This is a genomic window from Novosphingobium sp. SL115 (genome assembly GCF_026672515.1).
Lineage (GTDB): Bacteria > Pseudomonadota > Alphaproteobacteria > Sphingomonadales > Sphingomonadaceae > Novosphingobium.
Map to the genome: position 1 here is coordinate 1,116,576 of NZ_JAPPRG010000002.1, position 24,695 is coordinate 1,141,270.

Here is a 24,695-nt window from a genome sequence, read left to right on the forward strand (position 1 = left end):
GATGACCCTGCAGCATGACGTCGATCAATCAGAAAAAGCCGATCCGCAAGGCGGTGTTCCCCGTGGCCGGGCTTGGCACGCGCTTTCTTCCTGCCACAAAGGCCATTCCAAAGGAAATGCTGCCGATCATCGACCGCCCGCTGATCCAGTATGCCGTTGATGAAGCACGAGAAGCTGGCATCGAGCAGCTGATTTTCGTGACGGGCCGTGGCAAGACCGCGATTGTTGAACATTTCGACACTGCATTCGAGCTTGAGCGCACAATGCGCGACCGCGGTAAAGATCTGGAAGTGCTGGCTGCAACCCGTATTCAACCGGGCAATCTGGTGACCGTGCGGCAGCAGGTTCCGATGGGCTTGGGTCATGCCATATGGTGCGCGCGCGCTGTGGTGGGTGATGAACCTTTCGCCATCTTCCTGCCGGACGAAATGATGGTCGGCTCGCCGGGCTGCATGAAGCAGATGGTCGATGCCTATAACGAAGTGGGCGGCAACCTGATTTCCGTGCTGGAAGTGCCGGAAGCAGAAGTTTCAAGCTATGGGGTGATCGCTCCGGGTGCGAAGATTTCCGACAGCCTGACCGAAGTTACGGCGTTGGTCGAAAAGCCCAAGCGGGAAGAAGCGCCGTCCAACCTCATCATTTCCGGCCGCTATATCCTTCAGCCTGAAGTGATGCGCATGCTGGAAGGTCAGGGCAAGGGCGCGGGCGGCGAAATCCAGTTGACCGACGCCATGGCGCGGATGATCGGGCAGCAGCCCTTCCACGCGGTCAAGTTCGAAGGTCGCCGTTTCGACTGCGGCAGCAAGGCCGGTTTCGTTGAAGCCACGCTTTCGCTTGCGCTTGAACGCGATGATATGGCCGATGAAGTGCGCGCCATCATGCGCCGCTTGCTGGCAGATTGATTGTCCAGTGCCGGGCCTTGCGCAAATCGAGGCCCGGCAACAGGATCAATCCCCGCGAAGATAGGCCACGCACATGCGGCCCAGTTCGCGCTTCAGCACTTCCCAGTCATAATCGTGCGCGGCCTCGCCGCTGGACCCAAGGCTTAACTGGCGGGCCAGCGTGGCAAACACGATCTTGTAAGCAGATGTGGCCTTGGTTTCGTGGTCGCTGCCACCGAAAGAATCCCTGTAGCGCAGCATTGCATCCATGCCGCGCCGCGTTGCCATCAGCGCGTGGTCCTTGCCCGGCTTGGATACCAACGGGTCAAACGACGCACGTTCCATCGCCAGCCGCAAAAGCGGGGCGTTAAGTCGCAGGACTTCGGCATATCCGGCCACATAACGCGGCATGAATTCTTCCAGCGTGTCTGACATCGCCAGAATTTCCGCCATCATCACTTCTTCGGCTTGTGCCAGATCTTCCAGCACGCGGGCGATCACCGCACGAACCAGATTTTCCTTGCTCTGAAACCGCAGATAGATGGACCCGATGGAGACATTACCGCGCTGGTTGACGTCCTGCAGCGTGAAATCTTCACTGCCGCGTTCCAGCATCAGTTCGCGTGCGGCCACCAGCATGCGTTCCAGCGAAGCCTTGCTGCGGCCCTGCTGGGGTTTGCGGCTTACCGTTTCCACCGCAAGACCAGTTTCAGATGTCTGCTTGTTTGCGCCCCGTGGCATGCTTTATGATATCCGCCGATAAAAGAATTGCAGTTCTAGAATTTATGCGCTGGCATTCTTGGCATGAATTGTGGCCCAACGTGAAGTCAAAAATGGGCAGGAGCGATCCGGGGATTGCCTGACCTCGGATCACTATATAGAAATAGAATGGAATTTCTAATGACAGCGTTGACAGGGAGATCGATGGTGCGTCGTTTGCGGATGGGGATGATTGGTGGCGGACCGGGGGCGTTCATTGGTCCGGTTCATCGTTTTGCGGCAGAGATGGACCGTGAAATTGAACTGGTGGCCGGTGTGTTCTCCAGCGATGCGGCCCGCAGCGCGGCAGCAGGCGAAAGCTACAGGATTGATCCTGCACGCGCTTATCCTTCGCTTGATGCGATGTTCGCTGGCGAAGCCGCGCGCGACGACGGCATTGATTTCGTGTCCATTGTCACCCCCAACCACAATCACCTGCCATCGGCGCGCGCGGCACTGGCCGCGGGCCTGCCGGTCATCACCGACAAGCCGTTGACCGCCACTCTGGCCGAAGCGCATGAATTGGCGGGCTTGGTCGCATCGGCAGGGCTGCCGTTCGGGGTGACCTATACTTATTCCGGTTACCCGCTGGTGCGTGAAGCGCGCGCCCGCATCGCCGCTGGAGAAATCGGCACGATCCGCAAGGTCGTTGTCGAATATCCGCAAGGCTGGCTGGCGGGTGAAGCCGTGGGCAAGCAGGCCGAATGGCGCGTCGATCCGACCAAGGCGGGTCTTGGCGGTTGTATTGGCGATATCGGCGTTCACGCCTTCCAGCTTGCCGAATTCGTCACTGGCCTGCGCGTGACTGAAATGCTGGCCGATCTTGGCGCGGTGGTGCCGGGGCGTCTGCTGGATGATGATTGCACCATCCTGCTGCGTTTCGACAATGGTCAACCTGGGGGCGCGCGCGGCGTGCTGCTGGCCAGCCAGATCGAAGTGGGTGAACTGAATGGTCTGCGTATCCGCGCCTACGGCGACAAGGGCGGAATCGTGTGGAAGCAGGAAGTGCCCAACACCCTGACCATGCACAGCCTCGACGGGCGGACCGAGATCATCCATGCCGGCGGAAGCCAGCTTGGCCCGGATGCAGCATCGCGCACTCGCACTCCGGCAGGACATCCTGAAGGCTATCTCGAAGCCTTTGCAAACCTTTACCGCGATTTTGCTGCGCTGGTGCGCGGTGAAACCGCCCCGCTGCTACCCGGCATTGCCGATGGTGTGCGCGGCATGACCTTTATCGATACCGCCGTTTCGGCCAGCCGCGCCAAGGCGGGCTGGGTCAAGCTGGAAGGCTGAGGAGAGAGATATGAAGACCATCAAGGGACCGGGTATTTTCCTTGCCCAGTTTGCAGGCGATACCGCCCCGTTCAACAGCCTGGAAGCCATTGCCGATTGGGTGGCGGGCCTTGGCTACAAGGGCATTCAGATTCCCAGCTGGGACGCGCGCCTGTTCGATCTTGAAAAGGCCGCCACCAGCCAGACCTATTGTGATGAAATCACCGGTATGTTGGCCGACAAGGGCCTCAGCATTACCGAGCTTTCGACTCACCTTCAGGGCCAGCTCGTGGCTGTGCATCCCGCATTCGATGCCCAGTTCGATGGCTTCGCTCCAGCGTCCGTCCATGGCAATCCTGCCGCGCGGCAGGAATGGGCCGTCCAGCAGTTGAAGTATGCGGCAAAGGCCAGTGCAAATCTGGGTCTCAAGGCTCATGCCTCGTTCTCCGGTGCTTTCGCATGGCCCTATTTCTATCCTTGGCCCGCGCGTCCCGCAGGACTGGTCGAAGATGCCTTTGACGAACTCGCCCGCCGGTGGAAGCCGATCCTTGACGTGTTCGATGATAACGGCGTCGATGTGGCTTATGAAATCCACCCCGGCGAAGACCTGCACGATGGCGTGACGTTCGAAATGTTCCTCGAACGTGTGGGCAACCACCCGCGCGCCAACATCTTGTACGATCCCAGCCATTTCGTGCTGCAGCAGCTCGACTATCTGGCTTTCATCGACATCTATCACGAACGCATCAAGTGCTTCCATGTGAAGGATGCCGAGTTCCGCCCGAACGGTCGTTCAGGGGTCTATGGCGGTTACCAATCGTGGGTTGATCGTCCAGGTCGCTTCCGCAGCCTTGGTGATGGTCAGGTCGATTTTAGCCAGATTTTCAGCAAGATGGCAGCCAATGACTTTGCCGGTTGGGCCGTGCTCGAATGGGAATGTGCGCTCAAGCATCCCGAAGTGGGGGCAGCCGAAGGTGCGCCCTTCATTGACCGCCACATCATCAAGGTGACAGAGCACGCTTTCGATGATTTTGCGGCAGGTGGCGCTGATCGTGCCCTTAACGCCAAGCTGATGGGCATCGGCTAAGCGAAAAATTTCGCGTCACAATAAGTTCAGGACGAACCACAAAAAAGCGTCGACCGGAGTCATCCGGTCGGCGCTTTTTCTTTATCTGCGCCAAGTATTTCATTCATGAAATTTATCAAGAATCATAAAATCAATTTTCTTTCTGTATCTGGAGGTCGGGCGTAGTCCTATTGTCAGGGAAGGACTCGCTATCTCGGTTACACAGCCATCCAAAGGCTGGGCCTATGGCAACTGAAAGAATCACTATTTTACCCAATGCCCGTTCTGCGGCAGTGCCCGAAAAGCCAGTGAAAACGGGCTTTCGCCGACAGGCTTGACAACGGTTCATTTTCAATAGAATTTATGTTCTAGTTTTTAAAATTCTAATCCGTTAAACGGTAGCGCGTCATCAGGCGCCACATGGGGAGGAAAGCCATTATGCCGAAGTCACTCTACACTCGTGCCCTTTTTGCAGGGGCATCTGCTCTTGCGTTTGCCCTTCCGGCGCACGCGCAGGAAAGTGCTGCGAACGAGGTTGATCCCAACGTCATCATCGTCACCGCGCAGAACCGTGCACAGAACGTCAACGACGTTCCCATTGTGATGAACGTGGTTGGTGCGGAAGAACTGCAGAACGCAGGCTTCTCGAACATGAATGACGTGGGCAAGATCGCCCCGGTCGTCCAGCTCAACCAGGATCAGGGCACGGTTAAAGTCACCGTCCGCGGTGTCGGCACCGGCTCGGCTGACGAAGCGCAGGACACCTCGGTCGTCGTCAACGTCGATGGCGAATATATCAACCGCCCCAACGTGCTGGGCGTTTCGATGTTCGACATGGATCGCGTCGAAGTGCTGCGCGGCCCGCAGGGCACGCTCTATGGCCGTAACTCGACCGGCGGTGCCATCAACTTCATCACCCGCAAGCCGGGCAAGGATTTCGGTGCCAACTTCGTTGCCAGCTACGGCAACTATGATGCTGTGCGCCTCGATGGCGGGGTCGACGTTCCGGCAGGCGATATCGCCGCGCTGCGCGTTGCAGGCTTTTATGAAAAGCGTGACGGCTACATCTATCACCCAAACCTGAATGCGCGTTCGGACGACAACGAAGCTTACGGCGGTCGCGCTTCGCTGCGGCTTGATCCCACGGACAAGCTGTCGATCAATCTGGCTGGCGAATATGCCGAACGTCACTTCACGCCAGCTGCGTTCGCCTATGCCGATCTCAATGCTGTCGGCCCCAAGGGACCGGGTTGCAATGCCAGCGGTTTTGAACGTGTCGCACCTGCTTACGCGCAGACGCTTTGCATTCCTTCGACGACTAATCTGCTGAGCGGTGTCGATCGCAGCTCCTATACTGGTCCGGCCTTCGGCCTTGGCAATATCGACCAGAAGACCTGGGCGGTGCGCGGCCGTATCGCCTATGAATTCAGCGATGCTGCAACGCTCAGCTACATCGGCGGCTATCGCAACTTCGATCAGGGCAGCTTCCTGACCTTGCCGGTGATCTATCGTTCGTTCACCTTCGAAGACGTGGCCAAGACGCAAAGCCACGAACTGCGCCTCAACGGCGAAGTTGGCGGCGTTATCTATCAGATTGGCGGCTTCTACTTCAAGGAACAGCTCAACCGCGAAAACGGCTTCTTCCTCCCGATTGGCGCGAACGGCACCTATCTGTCGTATTTCGTCCGCAACGTCACCAGCGACAGCAAGTCGCTGTTCGGCCAGGTTGAAGTGCCGGTGGCTGAAACCGTCACGTTCGTCGGTGGTCTGCGCTACACCAAGAACTCGCGCGACGCGCTTTACAAGAACGGCTCTGCCTTCGCCCGCTACGTCTATAACAGCAACGGCACAGTCACTGTCATCGGCGGACCCAACCCGGCACTGTTCAATGCTGGTTCAGCGCGCAAGGATGTTGACGCGATCAATGCGCAGGTGCTCAACCTGGGCAGTGAAGAAGACAAGATCACCTGGCTTGCTGGCGTAAACTACAAGCCCAACTCCGACACGCTTATCTTCGCCAAGGCGTCGACTGGCTTCAAGGGCGGCGGCTTTGACTCGGTTGGCATTTATAAGCCTGAAACCAACACCGCCTACGAACTCGGATGGAAGCAGTCGTTCGGTGAAACCAGCCAGCATCAGTTCAATCTTGGTGCGTTCTACTACGACTACCGCGACCTGCAGGTTTCGGTTCTGCTGGATACCACTGTCGGCGGCCAGACTTTCAATGCCGGTAAGGCGAAGATCTGGGGCATCGAGGCGTCGGGCGAATTCAAGCTCAGCGACAACGACACGTTCAGCGTTTCGGCAAACTACCTGAATGCCGAATACAAGGATCTGGCCGCGCAGTTCAACGTCTTCACCGTGGCTGGCACCGGTGCAGACCGTACCGGCGTGGGCGATCTCGATCCGAACACCGCTGGCGTGCAGCAGCCGAACTTTGCGGGCAACCGTCCGGCCTTCTCGCCGGAATGGGTCATCACCGTCGGCTACGATCACATTTTTGATCTGGCCAGCGCGGGCACGGTGACGGCATCTGCCTTCACCACGTTCAAGAGCAGCTATTTCACCGACTTCTACAACTACCGCGATGGTCAGCAGAAGGCGTTCACCCAGACCGACCTTTCGCTGCTGTGGAAGCCGGAAAGCGGTAAGTTCTCGGTGCAGGCTTTCGTCAAGAATCTCGAAGACGAACGCCCGCTGACCTACGGCAGCTTCGTTGCCGCAGGTTCCGACGACGTGTTCAACTGGCAGTTCGGTACGCCGCGCACTTACGGCGTCCGTGTCAGCGTCGACTTCTAAGTCCGGCGCCAAGGTCCAAAACAGAAAGGGGAGCGGTTCTCGCTCCCCTTTTTTTGTGCCTGCCGTTCCGGGCGAACATCACCCCCACGAAGGGTCTTTGCCTGCACGCCACTTGATGCTGCATCCGGCGCTGGGCTGCTGCGGCTGGGGCGCAGGCTTTCCCGCCAGAATCGCGTCCACTGCGCGGCGCATGTCTTCGCCGGTTACGGGCAGGTCTGTGCGCAAAGGGGCCATGCCGGGCACGGGTGGGCGGTTGATCCTGGGGCGGCTGGCATCGAACTGGCCTGCGTAATACAGCAGCCGGTCCCGGTCGTAGAGGAAGAAGTCCGGTGTGCAGATGGCGTTATAGGCCAGTGCCACGTCTTGACTATCATCGTGAAGGTAGGGGAAGGGGAACTCCTTCTCGCGCGCCAGTTTCTGCATGTGCGGATAATCGTCTTCGGGGTAATCGTCTGGCCAGTTCGTTGAAATCGCCACCACTTGCAGGCCTTTGGGCGCATATTCACGGGCAAAGTCGATGAAGCCGTCCAGCACGTGCAGTACGAACGGACAGTGGTTGCAGATGAACGCCACTAGCAGGGCAGGGCTATCGGAAAATTCTCCCAGCGTGCGGATTTCCCCGTCGGTGTCGGGCAGCGCAAAATCCGGCGCGGGTTTGCCGTAGTCAAGCTGTCGTGAAAGCCTCAGCATCTGCATCCTCCAAAATAGAATTATTATTCTTGTATTGGCAAATGCAGGTTGGGGCAAGTTTGCGCCGCAAGGGATGCGCGATGACTTTGCCTGACCCTATGCATAATGTTTGCGCTTCTGGATGGAATGCCGGGCCGATGGCTTGCATGCTGCAAAGTTTCGCTTTGCACCTTTGCAATTTTACCGTGGACAGCCCCTCAAATCCGCGCCATCGCCAAATCCGGTTAGGATTTGCGGCGGTGCCGCGCACCGTTAAGGTGACAGAAACAACGTCAGGAGTGCAGCCGATGAAGGCCCTTGTCTGCGTGAAGCGCGTGATTGACTACAACGTGAAGCCTCGAGTGAAGGCGGATGGTACGGGAGTTGATCTTGCGAACGTGAAGATGAGCATGAACCCGTTTGACGAGATCGCGGTTGAGGAAGCCATTCGCCTGAAGGAAAAGGGCGTGGTGAGCGAGATTGTGGCGGTGTCGGTGGGACCGGCCAAGGCGCAGGAAACCTTGCGCACGGCGCTGGCGATGGGCGCTGACCGGGCCATTCTGGTGCAGAGCGATGATGAGGTTGAACCTCTGGCTGTGGCCAAGATCATCAAGGGCATTGCCGATGAAGAGGCCCCCGGCCTGATCATCACCGGCAAGCAGGCGATCGACGATGACAGCAATCAGGTGGGCCAGATGGTCGCCGCACTGCTGGGCCGTCCGCAGGGCACCTTTGCCAACGAAGTTGCGGTTGAAGGCGATTCGGTCGTGGTCAAGCGCGAGGTCGATGGCGGCCTTGAAACGGTGAAGCTGGCCCTGCCCGCAGTGGTCACCACCGACCTTCGTTTGAACGAGCCGCGCTATGCCAGCCTGCCCAACATCATGAAGGCCAAGTCCAAGCCCTTGGCGAACAAGACGCCTGCCGATTACGGCGTCGACACCGCGCCCCGCCTCAAGACGCTGAAAGTCACCGAACCGCCGGTGCGCAGCGCCGGGATCAAGGTGGCCGATGTCGATGCACTTGTCGCCAAGCTCAAGGAACTGGGAGTAGCCTGATGTCGAACGTTCTCGTTTGGGTCGAACACGACAACGCATCGGTCAAGGATGCAACGCTGGCCGCCGTCACCGCCGCTGCCCAGCTTGGCGAAGTGACTGCCCTTGTCGTCGGAGCCGCCTGCGATGGCGCGGCCACTGCCGCCGCGCAGATCGCAGGCGTGGCCAAGGTCATCAAGGCTGATGACGCGGCCTATGCCAATGCGCTGGCAGAAAACGTCGCGCCGCTGATTGCGGGCCTGATGGCAGGCTACGACGCCTTTGTTGCGCCCGCCACCACCACCGGCAAGAACGTCGCCCCGCGCGTGGCCGCGCTGCTCGATGTCATGCAGATCTCGGACATTCTCTCGGTCGAAGGCCCTAAGACCTTCACCCGTCCGATCTATGCCGGCAACGCCATCGCCACGGTCGAATCCAGCGACGCCAAGCTGGTCATCACCGTGCGCGGCACCGCCTTTGCCAAGGCCGAAGCCACGGGCGGCAGCGCCAGCGTCGAAGCCGCCACCGCCACGCCCGACAGCGGCCTTTCCACCTTCATCAGCGCCGAAATCGCCAAGAGCGAACGCCCTGAACTGACCAGCGCCAAGATCATCGTATCGGGCGGCCGCGCGCTGAAGGACGCCGCGACCTTCGAAGCGACGATCACCCCGCTGGCCGACAAGCTGGGCGCGGGCATCGGCGCCAGCCGCGCCGCGGTCGACGCAGGCTACGTGCCCAACGACTATCAGGTCGGCCAGACCGGCAAGATCGTCGCGCCCGAAGTCTACATCGCGGTCGGCATCTCCGGCGCGATCCAGCACCTTGCCGGCATGAAGGACTCCAAGACCATCATCGCCATCAACAAGGACGAAGACGCCCCCATCTTCCAGGTCGCCGACATCGGCCTCGTTGGCGACCTCTTCACCATCGTACCGGAACTTACCGGGAAACTGTGAAGCCACCGGCTCAACGCTACATCAAAGGCCCCGCCTAATCAGCGGGGCCTTTTTGGTTTTCAGTGTAACAATGTGCAGCTATTTCTTCGACATGCGCAATTGTATCACGTTTCTGGCATCATCGATCGTTGCACTATGCGGCGGTTCTTTCCCGGCTGTCGCTGCCCCAAAAGTAGCTCTGCTGAACGCATCGTCGCCTTGGCAGGTCTACTATGCCGATGACAGTTGCCGCATGGGACGCACTTTCGGGGCGGGCGACGACCAGATCGAACTTGTCATGGAAAAGTTCAGCCCCGCACAGGAACTCGATGTGACCGTGGTGGGCAAGGTGTTGCGGCCCGGCAGCGGCTTGATCGTGCCATACACGGCTGGCTTCGGAAGTGATGCGGCCACGTACAAGAAGGCCGAAGCGATGAATGGCACGCTGGGGAAAGAGAAAACCCCGGTGCTGGCGCTGGGCACATTCCATATTCTTTGGCCAAAGCGGCCTGTGCTGGAAGCTGGCGCACCTGATGCCGATGCTGTCGCCAAGATCCGGCACTTTTCGCTCACCATAAATTCCCGCACGTTCGATCTGCATTTCGGTCCGCTGAAGGGTGTTATGGCCGAAATGGACAAATGCACCGCCAACCTGATGACAGGGTGGGGGCTGAACCCTCTCCAGCAGGCCAGTCTCATCAGCCCGCCCATTCCCGTGACCAGTCCTGCAGGCTGGTTGCGCAGTGGGGATTATCCGGCTGGTGCGCTCAGGAGCGGGGTAAGCAGCATGGTGTTCTTCAGGCTGATGGTGGACGCCGATGGATCGCCAGCATCCTGCCATGTTCAGCGCGGCACGATGGACGCCAGCTTTCAAAAACTGACCTGCGACCTTTTGATGAAGCGCGCCCGCTTCCATCCAGCCCGCGATGAAAAAGGCGGTCCGGTTCCCAGCTACTATGTTGAAAGCGTTCGCTGGCTCAACCGGCGCTGATGTTGCATTTTCCGCAACTGAACTTCCATCCTTCGCACTTGCGGAATCACCGCTTCAGCCGCACATAGGACAGGCCTTTCAGGCATCCTCTCCCAAACTTTCCAAGGCTGGTCTTCGGACCAGCCTTTCTTTTTGCGCAACTGACAGAAATGTTTGTTCGCCAAAGAAAAAGGGGGAAGCCCGAAGACTCCCCCCTCGATAATCCCGCGATCAGCCGTGTTCAGGCGACAAAGCGCGACAGGAATCCGTGGCTCTTGGTCACGGCGTCCAGCCGGTCCATCGCGAACGGCGGCTCCTGCTCGACGTAATAGTGTTCAACGCCGGCGGCCAGTGCGGCAGGCAGGATCTTTGCCCACTGCAGACGGCCAGAACCCACTTCGGTCGGGTCCTGGCTCATCACGTAATTGGTCTTGGTCGTGGCCTTGATGTCCTTGACGTGGACGGCCTTAACCCGGCCTTTCAGCTTGCCCAGTTCCACCACCGGGTCCAGCCCGGCCGCTGACGTCCAGCCAAGGTCCAGTTCGAAGTTGACCAGCGCAGGGTCGGTTTCCTTCACCAGAATGTCCCACCCGGTCACGCCGCCGTTCAGCGGGGCGAATTCCATGTTGTGGTTGTGGTAGCCCAGCTTGATGCCATAGGGCTTCAGCGCCGCGCCACGTTCGTTCAGCAGTTGCGCCGTGCGCTTCCAGTGGTCTGCGCCCGCCGCGCGCAGGGCATCGCCGATGGCGACCTGCGGGTTCTTGCCTTCGGGGATCGAAAAGCCTTCGGGCAGAGGGCACAGCGGCAGGAACACCTGATAGATGCCCAGCGTGTTCAGCCCATCGGCAATCTGCTGTGCGGGGCTGAGCAGGTTGAGCGCGCCGCCGGTAAACGGCCCCGGCATGTTCATGTGGATCGAGCTGTAGCGAACGCCCGCCTTGTCCGCCGCCGCGCGCAGATCGGCCGGGGTGCGGTTGTAGAAGTTGGGCAGTTCGATATCGGTAAAGCCGATCGCTGCCAGCTTGGCCAGCGTGCCGTCCAGATCCTTGGTCGGCTTGTCGCCCAGCGTGTAAAGCTGCAGCCCAATCGGCTTGCCGATCCGCTTGAAGAACGGCTTGCCGCCCTTTGCCGCGCGGGCAAAAACAGGCGTTTCCGCCATGGCCAGCGCCCCTGCCGCACCCAATGCGGCCAGCAGCGAACGACGGTCGATAATGGTTGAAGTCATCTCGGAATCTCCCGAATTTTGATTACGCGACCTTGGCTGGCCCGTGCGTGTCAGGACGGAACGCCACCAGCAGCAGCAGCGCGCCAAGAGCTGCAAGGCCCGCAGGCACCAGGAACACCGTGGTATAATCCACCACGCCGTCCGGCCCGGTCAGGTTGGCGACAATGGCCGGGAAGGCGAAGCTTGCCACCATGTTGCCCACGCCCAGAATCAGCAGGTTGAACAGCCCCTGCGCCGATGAACGCACATCCTTGGGGAAGGCTTCGTCGACGAAGATGTACACGGTGGCAAAGAAGAAGGCGTAGCAGATGCCATGCAACAACTGCACCGCGATGATCGCCGGAATGCTGTCTGCCATAAACGAGAACGCCAGGAAGCGCGCCGCGTGGCCAAGGATGCCCACGATCATCGTCCAGCGCCAGCCTAGCTTGGCCAGAACCGTGCCCAGCACCAGCATGGTCAGGATTTCGGCGACCTGCCCAAGGCTGAGCACCACCATGGAAAGGTTGCCGGCAATGCCCACGCGGTTGGTCAGGAACGCATCCGACAGCACGAAGTAGCCGTTGTGAACAACCGAATCGATGAAGGTGACAAGGAACAGTACCGCCACCACCGGCTTCTTCAGCAGGCCCAGCGCGCGCCGCCATGCCAGCTTGTCCACATCGCCGCCGGTCTTGGGCGGGGTGTGGGGCAGGGTCAGCGAGAACGCTGCCATCACGAACGAGATTACCGCCGCAACCACGAAGATCAGCCGTACTTGCGATGCATCGGCCTGTGCGCCCAGCAGGAACACAAAAGGCCAGCTTGCCATGATCCAGCCGACGGTGCCGCCTGACCGCACCGACCCGAACTCAGCCGGATTGGGCAGGTGGGTAAACGCTACCGTGTTGGTCACCGACAGCGTCGGCACATAGACAAGGCTGTAGATCATGTAGCAGACGAAGAACGGCACGAAGCTGCTGCTGAAGGCCACGCCCAGCAGCGCAAGGCCGCCGATAACATGGCTACCAGCCAGAAACTTTTCAGCCGAGAACGTGCGGTCGGCAAACTGGTTGGAGAAAAAGATCCCCACCACCGATGCAATGCCCCAGCATGTGCCGATCAGACCCTGCTGACCCGCGCTGAATCCCAGCATTCCCATATAGGGGAACAGCTTTGGCGCCCATGCGCCCCATACCGCCAGTTGCAGCGCCATCATGACGAACAGGCGAATTTTTAGTGACAGCGTTGACAATTTCAGCCCCTCGATCCCATACCCTTTGCCAAGGATAGTCGCCGCAAGCGCGCTAAGACGCAACACGATTTTGAACGGGAGAGTGGCAGATGCAAGGTATTCCTTTGGAAAGGCGTGATTTTCTAGGTTCTTTGGCTGCCATTTTGGGCGTGTCGATGCTCCCTGCAAGCGCTCTTGCCGCGAATCCAGCCCCTGCTTTGCCCGCGCCGCAGATGGCTTTGGTCAAAGCTCTGGCCGACACTTACATCCCGCGCACCGATACACCGGGTGCGGTCGATGCAGGCGTGCCTGCGCTGTTTGCCGCCATGTTGGCAAAATGGGCTGCGCCTGCAACCCGGACCGCCTTCCTTGCCCGGCTTGACGCAATCGATGCCGCGGGAATGATGGCCAAGGGCAAGGCGTTTTCCAAGCTGTCCGCCAAGGACCGTCTGGCCGTGCTCAAGGCCTATGACGCGGCGAACTTTTCTGCGCCCGATTACAAGCGGATGCGCGATTTGTTCCTGATTCTCTATTACAATTCCGAACCCGGCGCGACGCAGGAACTGCGTTACGAACATGCACCGGGCGCGTTCGAACCATCGCTGCCCATCACGTCTGAAACGCGCGCATGGGCGGGCATGTCGTTCTTCTGATTTCTGCATGATTTACGCGCTCAACGGAGTGCGGGGAGAGAATACAATGTTTGACGCAATCGTCATCGGATCGGGCATGAGCGGCGGTATTGCCGCCAAGGAACTGTGCGAACGCGGCCTCAAGACGCTCGTGATCGAGCGTGGCAAGAAAATGGAACATGGCGCGTCCTATACCGACATGCTCCAGCCGTGGGACGTGCCCAACGCAGGCGCCATTCCCGAAGAAGAACTGGCCCGCGATTACCAGATTCAGCGTCACTGCTATGCCGTTTCCACCGCCACCCAGCAATATTGGGTAAAGGACAGCGAACACCCCTATTCGATGCCTGAAGACAAGCCGTTCTGGTGGATTCGCGGCTATCACCTTGGCGGGCGTTCGATCATGTGGGGCCGTCAGACCTATCGCATGTCGGAAATGGATTTCCAGTCCAACGCGCGCGACGGCCACGGTGCCGACTGGCCGATTCGCTATGCCGATCTTGCCCCGTGGTATGACCACGTTGAAACCTTCATCGGCGTTTCCGGTTCGATGGAAGGGCTGCCGCAGCTTCCCGATGGCAAGTTCCTGCCTGCCATGGCGATGAACGACGGCGAAAAGGCGTTCAAGGCTGGGGTGGAAAGCAATTTCCCCGATCGCAAGGTCATCATCGGTCGCTGTGCCCACCTGACCGAGCCGAAAGAGCATCACACGGCATTGGGCCGCAACCAGTGCATGAACCGCTCGCTGTGCGAACGCGGCTGCTCGCTGGGCGCCTATCACTCCAGCCTGTCCTCGTCGCTTCCGGCGGCAGAGGCGACCGGCAATCTGACCATTGTAACCGATGCCATCGCCCATTCGATCATCACCGATCCCAAGACGGGCAAGGCTACCGGCGTCCGCGTGATTGACCAGAACACCAAGGAAGGCCGCGTTTACGAAGCGAAGGTGATATTCCTCAACGCCTCGACCATCCCCACCGCGCAGATCCTGCTCAATTCCAAGAGCGAAGCCCATCCGCGCGGCCTTGCCAACTCGTCGGACATGGTGGGCCGCGGTCTTACCGATCACCTCTATGGTCTGGGCTATGCGGCGATCATGCCGGGACCGGAAACAGTCTATAAGGGCCGCCGTCCGAACGGGCTTTATATCCCACGCTATCGCAACCTGCCGGGCGGTGCCGAAGAAACCGATTTCGTGCGTGGTTATGGTTTCCAGGGTTCGGTGCAGCGCACCGGCTGGCGCTCGGTCGCCTCGTCCACGCCGGGCGTTGGCGTGGAACTCAAGGACCGCGTGCGCAAGCCGGGCGATTGGATGACATTCTTTTCAGGCTTTGGCGAAATGCTGCCCGATCCCAACAACCGCGTCACGCTCCACGCCAGCAAGGTCGATCAGTGGGGCATTCCGCTGGTCCACATCGATTGCGCCCATGGCGAAAACGACAAGAAGATGGCCAAGGCCATCCTTGCCGATGGCAAGGCGATGATCGAAGCGGCTGGCGGCAAGATCGTGCAGGCGCGCACCGAACTGGTGCCGCCGGGCCTTGGTATCCACGAAATGGGCACGGCCACCATGGGCAAGGATCCCAAGACGTCGGTGCTGAACAAGTACAATCAGGCGCATGACGTGCCCAACCTGTTCATCACCGATGGCGCGGCCATGGCATCCGGCGGCTGCCAGAACCCCTCGCTCACCTACATGGCGCTGGCGGCCCGCGCGGCACACCACGCGACCGAATTCCTCAAGGCGGGCACGATCTGATCGCAGCGATCAGATAGGCCCACAAACAAGGCCGGGAAGCGTTGGGGCTTCCCGGCCTTTTTACTGTCAATCAGGCAGAATTAGACCCGGTTGATAAGGTTTTCGCACCATTCCTGACGGCCCGACTTGCGCACCGGCGCAAGGTTGCGCTCCACCGCGATGTCGGCAATCCCGGCCAGCGATGCGCCATCGGCGTGGATTGCGCGGCCCAGTTCACCCTGCCACCCGGCATAGCGTTGGGCCCGGAATGCATCCAGCTTGCCATCTTCGATCAGCGCGGCGGCCTTGATCAGCGCGTGGGCGATCGTGTCGATCCCGCCGATGTGGCCGTGGAACAGGTCTGCCGCGTCAATCGACTGGCGGCGCACTTTGGCATCAAAATTGAAGCCGCCGTCGGTGAACCCGCCCGAACGTACCAGTTCCAGTAGCGCCAGCGTCAGTTCTTCGACCGAATTGGGGAATTGGTCGGTGTCCCAGCCGTTCTGGTGATCGCCACGGTTGGCGTCGATCGAACCCAGAATGCCCAGCGCACGCGCCATCGCCAGTTCATGCTCGAACGTGTGGCCCGAAAGCGTGGCGTGGTTGGCCTCGATGTTCACCTTGACCTCGTTCTCAAGGCCAAAACGCTTGAGAAAGCCGTAAACGGTCTGGGTGTCGAAGTCGTACTGGTGCTTGGTCGGCTCGTGCGGCTTGGGTTCGATCAGGATCGTGCCCTTGAACCCGATCTTGTGCTTGTGGTCGACCACAAGGCTCAGGAAACGGCCAAAGTTTTCCTGCTCGATGCCGATTTCGGTGTTCAGAATGCTGTCATAGCCTTCACGACCGCCCCACAGCACATAGTTCGCGCCGCCCAGCCGGTGCGTCGCTTCCAGCGCATCGCGCACCTGGCTTGCGCCCCATGCGAACACTTCCGGATCGGGATTGGTGGCAGCGCCTGCCATGTAACGCGGATGGCCAAACAGGTTGGCTGTGCCCCACAGCAGCTTGCGGCCATGCTTGCCCTGAAGTTCTTCAAGGTGATCGACGGCTTGCGCAAAGCTCTTGCGGAAATCGCTGATCCCGTCGGCATCGGCCATCACGTCAACGTCGTGGAAGCAATAGAACGGCACGTCCAGCTTCTCGACAAACGACAACGCTGCTTCGCGCTTGGCAGCCGCGTTCTTGGCATCCATCGGGCCTTGCAGCCACGGACGGGTGAATGTGCCCGCGCCAAACACATCGCTGCCCGGCCAGCAGAAGGTGTGCCACATGCACACCGCAAAGCGCAGGTGGTCTTCCATGCGCTTGCCCAGGATCACGCGGTCCTTGTCATACCAGCGATAGGCAAGGTCGTTGTCGCTGTCCGGACCTTCGTAACGGACCGTGGCGAACTCGGCAAAATAGTCGGCAGACATCATGCTTCCTTTCAGAGAATCTGTGTGGCGGCACCGGCCCGCTCCCCCGGCCCGACCACCCGACAGGATATCCTATGGGTGGTCGGGCCGGGGGAGCGGGCCGGTGCCGTAAACATCAAAGAGCGCGAACAGCGCCATAGGCGGCGCGGAATGCGGCAAGTTTCGGGGCTAGCCGTTCGGCCAGTTCCCGGTCAGGTTCGATTGAATGGGAAAGCGGCGGGCGGGCGCAAACCTGCGCCGCATCGGCCCCGGTCACGGCCATCTGCGCCAGCTTGGCCGCGCCCAGTGCCGGGCCAACCTCGCCCCCTTCCAGATAGTCCAGCCGCACGTTCAGCACCGATGCCAGAATGCGGCCCCAGTGGCGCGACCGCGCTCCGCCGCCAATCACTGACAGTGCCGAAATCTGCGTCCCAGCCTCGCGCAGCGCGTCCAGCCCATCGGCATGGGCAAAGGCCACACCTTCCAGCACGGCGGCGGCCATCTGCTCCGGCCCGCTTTCGTTGCCCAGCCGCAGGAACGCCCCGCGCACCGCAGGATCGTTGTATGGCGTGCGCTCGCCCGACAGATAGGGCAGGAACAGTTCCGGCCCGCTTGCAGGGTCCGCCCTTTCCGCCAGCGCCAGCAGCCCCGGCACATCCACGCCCATCACCTTCGCCGCCCAGTCAAGGCAGCTGGCGGCGGACAAATGCACGCTCATCTGGTGCCACAGCCCCGGCAGGCAATGGCAAAAGGCATGGACTGCCCGCGCCGGATTGGGCCGGAAATCGCGCGTCGCCACAAAGATCACGCCCGATGTGCCTAAAGATAGCAGCGCATCGCCATCATTCACCACACCAACGCCCGCCGCACCGGCAGCATTGTCGCCGCCGCCCGCTGCCACCGGCACCTGTGCCATGCCCCAGCGCGCGGCCACATCGGCGCTCAGCACGCCCGTCACCGCATTGCCTTCGTACAGCTTGGGCATCATGTCGCGGGAAAGCCCACACGCCGCCAGCATCGCGTCAGACCAGTCGCGCGCCGCCACGTCCAGCCACAGCGTCCCCGCGCTGTCGGCCATGTCCGCAGCCTTGTCCCCGGTGAGCGCCAGCCGCACGTAATCCTTGGGCAGCAGGACGGTGCGCACTTTTGCAAACACTTCCGGCTCATGGTTGCGCACCCACAACAGCTTGGGCGCGGTAAATCCGGGCATGGCGATGTTGCCGGTAATGGCGCGGGTCCGTGGTTCTGCCGCTTCCAGTTCGGCGCATTCGGCCATGCAGCGCCCATCGTTCCACAGGATTGCGGGGCGCAGCGGCCTGTCATCGGCACCCAGCAGCGTTGCCCCGTGCATTTGCCCGGCAAGACCCACGCCTTTCACCGCGCGGCGCAGATCTGCCGGAAGGCCCAGCACTGCCGCTTCGGTCGCCGCCACCCACGAATCGGGGTCTTGTTCAGACCACATCGGCTGCGGACGGCTCACCTCCAGCGGGGCGCTCGCCTGCGCGGCAATCGCGCCATTTTCCTCCAGCAACACGGCTTTCACGCCGGACGTGCCGATATCGATTCCCAGGAACATGAACTCGCCTTCCGCTTCCGTCTCCGCTCTTGACGTTAGCGCTAACATTGCCATGATGGCAAGAGGCGGTTTGCAGGCAAAGACGAACCGCCTAACAAGGGATCGGATGACGGGCGTAATCACACAGACTGAACGGCAAAGCAGGCGGCGCGCCAGTGCGGGGGCGACCGTGGCCGATGTCGCGCGCCTTGCAGGGGTTTCCGCCATGTCGGTCAGCCGCGTGGTCAATTGCGATCCCGGCGTTACCGATGCGACGCGCGAAAAGGTGCAGGCCGCCATTGCCGCGCTGGGATATGTTCCCAATCCCGCCGCGCGCAGTCTTGCTGGCGCCCGGCAATTGCGCATCGCGCTGCTCCACGCCAACCCCAGCGCGGCCTACCTCAGCGAATTTCTGATCGGCAGCCTTGGCGCGGCTACGGCCAGCAACGCCATGCTGGTGGTCGAACAATATGACCCGCCCGAATCCGCCCCGCATCTTGCCGCCCGCCTGCGCAAGCACCGCGTCCATGCCGTGCTGCTGCCCCCGCCCTTGTGCGATGACGCCGCCGTCATCGCGGCGCTTTCAGCAGAAGGGCTGACGCTGGCCCGCATCGCCACCGGCGCGCCCGATCTTGGCGGCCACGCCGTTACCATCGATGATCGCGCCGCCGCCCACGCCATGGCCACGCACCTTGTCGCGCAGGGCCACCGCCGCATTGGCTTCATCACCGGAAACCCCAATCAAACCGCCAGCGCCCTGCGCCTTGAAGGCTTCACCGCCGCGCTGGAACAGGCGGGCGTCGCGCCCGATCCCGCGCTTATCGCCGCGGGCGATTTCACCTATCGCTCAGGCCTTGCCGCTGCCGAAACGCTGCTGGCCCTGCCGCACCGCCCCACCGCGATCTTCGCCAGCAACGACGATATGGCCGCCGCCGCTGTCGCCGCCGCGCATCGGCTGGGGCTGGACGTGCCGCGCGATCTTTCGGTCACCGGGTTTGACGATACCGCCATGGCCACCGCCACCTGGCCCGAACTCACCACCATTCGCCAGCCCGTTGCCGCCATGTCGCAGGCCGCCGTGCGTTTGCTGGTCGAAAGCGGACGACCGGGCGCGGGCACGCAAGCGCGCCAGCAAAGACTGGAATTCGAATTGATCCAACGGGGGTCTGATGGCCCCGCGCCTGCCAATTGAACACCCGCAAAGGGGAAGGGGAGAGCAATGTCTGAAAATCCGCCAGCAGCGGGCAATATCGGCTTCATCGGCCTGATCGTCGCGGTCGCCACCATCGGCGGCTTCATGTTCGGCTATGATTCCGGCGCGATCAACGGCACGCAGGACGGCCTGAAACACGCTTTCGGGCTGGGTGAGGCGGAACTGGGCCTGACCGTCAGCGCGCTTCTGCCGGGTTGCGCGCTGGGCGCATTCCTTGCGGGCCGCTTTGCCGATATCTGGGGCCGCCGCGCGGTGATGATGATGGCCGCAGGGCTGTTCATCCTGTCCGCACTGGGTTCCGGTGCTGCCCCTTCCGCACTGATCCTTGCCATCGCCCGCTTCTTTGCAGGCGCAGCGGTCGGCGCAGCCAGCGTGCTGTCGCCCGCCTACATTTCCGAAGTCACCCCCGCGCATATCCGGGGCCGTCTGTCCAGCGCGCAGCAGGTGATGATTATTTCGGGCCTCACCGGCGCATTCCTTGCCAACTATTGGCTGGCGGGCGCGGCGGGTTCTTCGCTCGGCGCATTCTGGGGTGGCTATCCTGCATGGCGCTGGATGTTCTGGGTTCAGGCTGTGCCCGCGCTGTTGTTCCTCGGCACCCTGCTGCTCATTCCTGAAAGCCCGCGCTTCCTGGTGGCCAAGGGCCGCATCGAAGACGCCCGCGCCGTTCTGGCCAAGCTGTTCGGCAGCCAAACTGCCGACACCAAGCTGGCCGAAATCCGCGCCTCGCTTGCCACCGATCATCAGCCCAGCCTTGCCGATATCAAAAAGCCCGGCGGCGGCTGGCGGCCCATCGTCTGGGTCGGCATCGGCCTTGCCGTGTTCCAGCAACTCGTCGGCATCAATGTGGTGTTCTATTACGGCGCGGTGCTGTGGCAGGCGGTCGGTTTTTCCGAAGCCGACGCGCTCAAGATCAACATCCTGTCAGGCGTCGTCTCCATCGCCGCCTGCCTCATCTCCATCGGCCTTGTCGATAAGTTGGGCCGCAAGCCCTTGCTGCTCATCGGCTCTGCCGGGATGACCGTAACGCTGGGCGTGCTGGCATGGTGCTTTGCACAGGCCTCTACCGGCCCGAACGGCGCGATGATCCTGCCGGATAACGTCGGTACCATCGCGCTCTATGCCGCCAACATCTATGTCGTGTTCTTCAACATGAGCTGGGGCCCGGTCATGTGGGTCATGCTGGGCGAAATGTTCCCCAACCAGATGCGCGGCTCGGCCCTTGCCGTGGCAGGCGCGGCGCAATGGCTGGCCAACTTCGCGGTAAGCTCAAGCTTCCCATGGGCTGCCAGCAACATCGGCCTGCCCATCACCTACACCGCCTACACCCTCTTCGCCGCGCTCTCGCTGGTGTTCGTGTGGACCTCGATCAGCGAAACCAAGGGTAAGGAACTGGAAGCGATGGAGGGGTAGCAAGTCGGCTCAAATCCTCCCCATCTGTGCTGCGCAAAGACGGGGAGGATCGCTGGCATCAAACCGCCTTCCACCGCATCGGCATGGTCTTGAACCCGCCAACAAAGGTCGAATTTACCCGGCTTGGCTCACCCGCCATTTCAAGGCTCTCCACCCGGTCCAGCAGCACGTCCAGCAACACGCGCATTTCAAGCCGCGCCAGATGCAGGCCCAGGCACTGGTGCGACCCCGCGCCAAAGGCCAGATGCCGGTTGGCGGGCCGCGTCGGGTCAAATTTGCGCGGGTCGGGGAACTGCGCCGGATCGTGGTTGGCCGCGACATAGTTCAGCATCAGCCAGTCGCCTTGCGCAATCTGCTGTCCGGCAAGCTCGGTATCCTTGGCCGCCGTGCGCATGAAGTGCTGCACTGGCGTCGTCCAGCGGATCGCTTCTTCGACAATTCCCGGCAACAGACTGCGATCGGCCTTGGCCCGCGCAAACAGGTCAGGATCGCGCGCCAGTGCCAGCGCGGCCCCCGCTGACGATGCCGATGTCGTATCGTGCCCGGCGCTGGCGGTGATGATGTAATAGCCCGCGGTGTCGCGGTCGCTCATCGGTTCGCCATCGACGAGCGCATTGGCAATCACTGTCGCCACGTCCTCACCGGGGTTTCTGCGCCGCTCTGCCGCCAGTCCTGCGAAATAGGCTTCGAATTCGGCCACCGCGCCCGCCACGATCTGCGAAATCTGTTCGGGTGGCAGGTTTTTCAGGCCGGATTTGTTCATGTCCTCGTCCTGCCCGCCAAACATCTGCTGGGTCAGGAACAGCATCTTCGGCTCATCCTCGGCCGGAACGCCAAGGATCTGCATCACCACATGCAGCGGGTATGGCGCGGCCACCAGCGCCATGAAATCGCCCTCATCGCCCGCGCCCAGCATCCGGTCGATCGCCTCATTGGCAATCTTGCGAATCTCGCCGTCCAGCTTGGCCAGGTTCTTGGGCATGAACCAGTCCTGCGTCAGCCGCCGCAGCTTGGGGTGCTTGGGCGCATCCATCGTCACCAGCGATTCCACCAGATGCGGGCTGCCCCCGGTAATCGCCTTGGCCAGCATGTCGCCCACGGTCAGGGTGAACACGGCAGACTTGGGATTGTTCAGGAAAGTCGCATTGTCCTTGCTCACCTTCATCGCCGCGTCAAAGCCGGATACCAGCCAGAACGGCTCATGCTCGCCCGCCGGGGGCACCACCCGCGCCACTGGCGCGGCGGCGCGCTGGGCATCAAACTGGTCCAGCAGCGGTGCCCATGCGCCATAGCTTTTGGGGTCGATCACCGCCCGGCCGATTTCGGCGGGAACGGTGGGTTCTGCAACACTCGCCATTGTCAATTCCCTCCCGCAGCCCTCAGGCCACTGCCGCTTGCGCGGCTTCATAGGCTTGCTTGTATTCATCGCGCAGCAGCCGCTTGAACAGCTTGCCGGTCGGCTCGCGCGGAAGCTCGGCGCGGAAGTCGATCTGGCGTGGCATCTTCACCCGCGAAAGCTGCGGGTTCAGCCATTCGGTCAGCTCGGCCGCCAGCGTCGGGCCAGCGTCGGCCATGTCGCGCGGTTGCACCACCGCCACCACGCGCTCGCCCATGTCCGGGTCCGGCGCGCCGATCACCGCCACGTCCGCCACCTTGGGATGCGTGACCAGCAGGTTCTCGATCTCTTGCGGATAGATGTTCACCCCGCCCGAAATAATCATGAAGCTCTTGCGGTCGGTCAGGAACAGATAGCCGTCCTCATCCATCATCCCCACGTCGCCAAGGCTGGTCCAGCCGTGCTTGTTGGTGGCATCGCGGGTCTTGTCGGGGTCGTTGTGATAGCTGAACGGATTGCCGCCTTCGAAGAACACCTGCCCCTCGGTGCGCGGTGGCACCTCGTCGCCGTCCTCGTTGCAGATGCGGATCGTGCCCAGCAGCGCCCGGCCCACCGATCCCGGCCGTTGCACCCATTCCTCGCTGGAAATGAAGGTAAAGCCGTTGCCTTCGGTGCCTGCGTAATATTCGCGGATCACCGGCCCCCACCAGTCGATCATCGCCTGCTTCACCGGCACCGGGCACGGCGCAGCGGCGTGGATCGCGCATTTCAGGCTCGATATGTCGCGCTTGGCCCGCGCTTCTTCCGGCAGTTTCAGCATCCGCACGAAATGCGTCGGCACCCACTGGCTGTCGGTCACCTTGTACTTTTCGATCAACTCCAGCGCGTGTTCGGGATCGAACTTCTCCATCGCCACCACCGTTCCGCCCAGCCGGTGGATGGTCATCGACCAGCGCAGCGGCGCGGCGTGATACAGCGGCGCGGGCGAAAGATAGACCGCGTCCCCGGTGATACCAAAAGCCTGATTGGCAATGGCGATCAGCGAATTGCCCCCGCCAATCTCCGGGTCTTCGGGCAGCGGAATACGCACGCCTTTGGGCTTGCCCGTGGTGCCCGACGAATAGAGCATGTCACACCCCGCGCGCTCATTCGCAATCGGCGTGTCCGGCATCGCAGCAAGCGCATCTTCCAGCGACATCGCGCCCGGCGTATCCAGCCGAAGCTGCGGCACATCGGGCGCAATCTTCGCCACTTCGTCCAGCACATGCGCACCATAGGCCGATCCGATCAGCAGCCGTGTCCCGCTGTCCTGCGCGATATAGGCAATCTCCGGCGCTGCCAGACGGCTCGACACCGCCACATAGACCAGCCCCGCGCGCTGCGCCCCCCATGCCAGCGCAAAGAACTCCGCCCGGTTTTCCAGGCACAGCGCAATGGTGTCGCCAATCTGCAGCCCGCGCGCGCGCAGCAATTGCGCAAACCGGTTCGATTGCGCCTCCAGTTCGGCATAAGTGATGACCTTGCCGCTGCCGCCCATGATAACGGCGGCGCGGTCAGGGTGTTGTGCGGCATGGTACTTCGGGTGAAAGTGCACCGGCCTTGTCCTCTCGTTCCCGGCGGTCGCAAAGGCCGCCATTTGGCCGGGAGTTTAACCGTTCACTTAAGTCATGCAACCGGGATTCGCACCGCGCGCGCCACACCTCCGCCCGTAATCTTGACCGTTGGCCTCACCCCGCGCCGATCCGTCAAAACTTGCGTTTGCGCCTCGCGGCTCTAGGGGAAAGCAGTGTCTCATCTGATGGAGCAATTCCCATGAAGCCCCGCGAACTTCTCGGCACCGCGCAAGTGCCCGATGGCGAGGAACTGAAGCTCTATCGCCACGATCAGGATTTCATGATCGTGCTGGGCCACAACGAATTGATGAGCACGCGCCAGAACGGCTCGGAAATCGCGCTCGCCACGCAAAGCTGGGCGCGCATTTCAAAGGCGCCGCGCCCCGCCATGCTGATCGGCGGCTATGGCATGGGCTTCACCTTGCGCGCCGCGCTGGAAAAGCTGCCACAGGACGCCCACATCACCGTGGCCGAACTGGTGCCCGAAATCATCGAATGGGCCAAAGGGCCGATGAAGGATCTTGAAGCAGGCTGCCTCGATGACCCCCGCGTCCGCCTTGTCATGGCCGATGTTGCCGAAGTCATCAGCGCCAACGCCCTCTCGGTCGGCGGCACCGGCTACGATGCCATTCTGCTCGATGTCGACAACGGCCCGGACGGCCTCGTCCGCCGGGGCAACAACCGCCTTTACACCATGCGCGGCCTGCGCACCGCCATGGACGCCCTGCGCCCCGGCGGCGTCCTCGCCATCTGGTCCGCCGCCCGCGACCCCAACTTCACCCAACGCCTGAAAGCCGCAGGCTTCACCGTCGACGAAGTGGAAGTCCGCGCCCGGACGAATGGCAAAGGCGCCAAGCATGTGATCTGGTTCGCGACGGTTTGAAGGATAGGGTGCCAAAGCGAGCGGAAATCTTGAATCTAAGATTTTGATAATACTTGCACGATACGGCTCGGGGACGCGGCACCTTGCATGCTTCA

Annotated in this window: 20 protein-coding genes; 12 read left to right on the forward strand and 8 right to left on the reverse strand. The window is 61.5% G+C overall.

Annotated elements, in window-relative coordinates:
- The first annotated feature begins 14 nt into the window (after positions 1-14).
- Positions 15-902: a UTP--glucose-1-phosphate uridylyltransferase GalU gene (gene galU / locus OVA07_RS06915; RefSeq protein ID WP_268170729.1), complete on the forward strand. Its 888-nt coding sequence runs from the start codon at positions 15-17 to the stop codon at positions 900-902.
- A 45-nt stretch (positions 903-947) separates the two neighbouring features.
- Here the strand turns inward: galU and OVA07_RS06920 are convergent, their stop codons facing one another.
- Complete coding sequence (locus OVA07_RS06920) at positions 948-1,622, reverse strand: TetR/AcrR family transcriptional regulator (RefSeq protein ID WP_268170730.1); 675 nt, start codon at positions 1,620-1,622, stop codon at positions 948-950.
- 183 nt (positions 1,623-1,805) lie between these two features.
- Here OVA07_RS06920 and OVA07_RS06925 point away from each other — a divergent pair, with 183 nt between their 5' ends.
- The 3 genes from OVA07_RS06925 (at position 1,806) to OVA07_RS06935 (ending at position 6,780) form a co-directional block, all read left to right on the forward strand.
- Positions 1,806-2,936, forward strand: a complete 1,131-nt coding sequence (locus tag OVA07_RS06925; RefSeq protein ID WP_268170731.1) for a Gfo/Idh/MocA family protein — start codon at positions 1,806-1,808, stop codon at positions 2,934-2,936.
- Positions 2,937-2,946: 10 nt separating this feature from the next.
- Positions 2,947-4,002 carry a sugar phosphate isomerase/epimerase family protein gene (locus OVA07_RS06930; protein WP_268170732.1) on the forward strand — a complete coding sequence of 352 codons (1,056 nt, stop codon included), beginning with the start codon at positions 2,947-2,949 and terminating at the stop codon, positions 4,000-4,002.
- Positions 4,003-4,419: 417 nt separating this feature from the next.
- Positions 4,420-6,780: a TonB-dependent receptor gene (locus OVA07_RS06935; protein WP_268170733.1), complete on the forward strand. Its 2,361-nt coding sequence runs from the start codon at positions 4,420-4,422 to the stop codon at positions 6,778-6,780.
- Between the two features lie 78 nt (positions 6,781-6,858).
- Here OVA07_RS06935 and OVA07_RS06940 read toward each other — a convergent pair whose 3' ends face one another.
- A complete protein-coding gene (locus OVA07_RS06940) occupies positions 6,859-7,470 on the reverse strand; it encodes a thioredoxin family protein (protein ID WP_268170734.1) in 612 nt (203 codons plus the stop codon).
- Between the two features lie 287 nt (positions 7,471-7,757).
- Here OVA07_RS06940 and OVA07_RS06945 point away from each other — a divergent pair, with 287 nt between their 5' ends.
- From OVA07_RS06945 to OVA07_RS06955, 3 genes are all read left to right on the forward strand, one after another.
- Positions 7,758-8,504, forward strand: a complete 747-nt coding sequence (locus OVA07_RS06945; protein ID WP_268170219.1) for an electron transfer flavoprotein subunit beta/FixA family protein — start codon at positions 7,758-7,760, stop codon at positions 8,502-8,504.
- On the forward strand, positions 8,504-9,436 hold the full coding sequence (locus OVA07_RS06950) for an electron transfer flavoprotein subunit alpha/FixB family protein (protein WP_268170218.1): 933 nt from the start codon (positions 8,504-8,506) through the stop codon (positions 9,434-9,436). The genes OVA07_RS06945 and OVA07_RS06950 overlap by 1 nt, the downstream gene beginning before the upstream one ends.
- 232 nt (positions 9,437-9,668) lie before the next feature.
- Positions 9,669-10,406, forward strand: a complete 738-nt coding sequence (locus tag OVA07_RS06955) for an energy transducer TonB (RefSeq protein WP_268170735.1) — start codon at positions 9,669-9,671, stop codon at positions 10,404-10,406.
- Between the two features lie 220 nt (positions 10,407-10,626).
- Here OVA07_RS06955 and OVA07_RS06960 read toward each other — a convergent pair whose 3' ends face one another.
- Positions 10,627-11,610, reverse strand: a complete 984-nt coding sequence (locus OVA07_RS06960; protein ID WP_268170736.1) for a sugar phosphate isomerase/epimerase family protein — start codon at positions 11,608-11,610, stop codon at positions 10,627-10,629.
- A gap of 22 nt (positions 11,611-11,632) precedes the next feature.
- The gene (locus OVA07_RS06965; protein WP_268170737.1) at positions 11,633-12,844 is read right to left on the reverse strand and encodes an MFS transporter; all 1,212 of its coding nucleotides are present in this window, start codon (positions 12,842-12,844) and stop codon (positions 11,633-11,635) included.
- Positions 12,845-12,999: 155 nt separating this feature from the next.
- Between OVA07_RS06965 and OVA07_RS06970 the strand changes: the two genes are divergently transcribed.
- Complete coding sequence (locus OVA07_RS06970; RefSeq protein WP_268170738.1) at positions 13,000-13,476, forward strand: gluconate 2-dehydrogenase subunit 3 family protein; 477 nt, start codon at positions 13,000-13,002, stop codon at positions 13,474-13,476.
- A gap of 46 nt (positions 13,477-13,522) precedes the next feature.
- Positions 13,523-15,214: a GMC oxidoreductase gene (locus OVA07_RS06975; RefSeq protein ID WP_268170739.1), complete on the forward strand. Its 1,692-nt coding sequence runs from the start codon at positions 13,523-13,525 to the stop codon at positions 15,212-15,214.
- Positions 15,215-15,294: 80 nt separating this feature from the next.
- On the opposite strand, the gene xylA is transcribed toward OVA07_RS06975, so the two are convergent.
- Both xylA and xylB read right to left on the reverse strand, forming a co-directional pair.
- Positions 15,295-16,608, reverse strand: coding sequence for a xylose isomerase (xylA, locus tag OVA07_RS06980; RefSeq protein WP_268172641.1), 1,314 nt, complete (start codon positions 16,606-16,608; stop codon positions 15,295-15,297).
- A 115-nt stretch (positions 16,609-16,723) separates the two neighbouring features.
- Positions 16,724-18,163 carry a xylulokinase gene (gene xylB, locus OVA07_RS06985; protein WP_268170740.1) on the reverse strand — a complete coding sequence of 480 codons (1,440 nt, stop codon included), beginning with the start codon at positions 18,161-18,163 and terminating at the stop codon, positions 16,724-16,726.
- Positions 18,164-18,269: 106 nt separating this feature from the next.
- Between xylB and OVA07_RS06990 the strand changes: the two genes are divergently transcribed.
- Both OVA07_RS06990 and OVA07_RS06995 read left to right on the forward strand, forming a co-directional pair.
- Positions 18,270-19,334 carry a LacI family DNA-binding transcriptional regulator gene (locus tag OVA07_RS06990; RefSeq protein WP_268170741.1) on the forward strand — a complete coding sequence of 355 codons (1,065 nt, stop codon included), beginning with the start codon at positions 18,270-18,272 and terminating at the stop codon, positions 19,332-19,334.
- Between the two features lie 27 nt (positions 19,335-19,361).
- A complete protein-coding gene (locus tag OVA07_RS06995) occupies positions 19,362-20,768 on the forward strand; it encodes a sugar porter family MFS transporter (RefSeq protein WP_268170742.1) in 1,407 nt (468 codons plus the stop codon).
- A gap of 58 nt (positions 20,769-20,826) precedes the next feature.
- On the opposite strand, the gene OVA07_RS07000 is transcribed toward OVA07_RS06995, so the two are convergent.
- Both OVA07_RS07000 and OVA07_RS07005 read right to left on the reverse strand, forming a co-directional pair.
- Positions 20,827-22,125 (reverse strand): cytochrome P450, encoded by a 1,299-nt coding sequence (locus OVA07_RS07000; RefSeq protein WP_268170743.1) that lies wholly within the window; start codon positions 22,123-22,125, stop codon positions 20,827-20,829.
- Positions 22,126-22,147: 22 nt separating this feature from the next.
- Complete coding sequence (locus OVA07_RS07005; protein WP_268170744.1) at positions 22,148-23,698, reverse strand: acyl-CoA synthetase; 1,551 nt, start codon at positions 23,696-23,698, stop codon at positions 22,148-22,150.
- Positions 23,699-23,916: 218 nt separating this feature from the next.
- On the opposite strand from OVA07_RS07005, the gene OVA07_RS07010 reads away from it, so the two are divergent.
- The gene (locus tag OVA07_RS07010) at positions 23,917-24,600 is read left to right on the forward strand and encodes a spermidine synthase (protein ID WP_268170745.1); all 684 of its coding nucleotides are present in this window, start codon (positions 23,917-23,919) and stop codon (positions 24,598-24,600) included.
- The last annotated feature ends 95 nt before the right edge of the window (positions 24,601-24,695 follow it).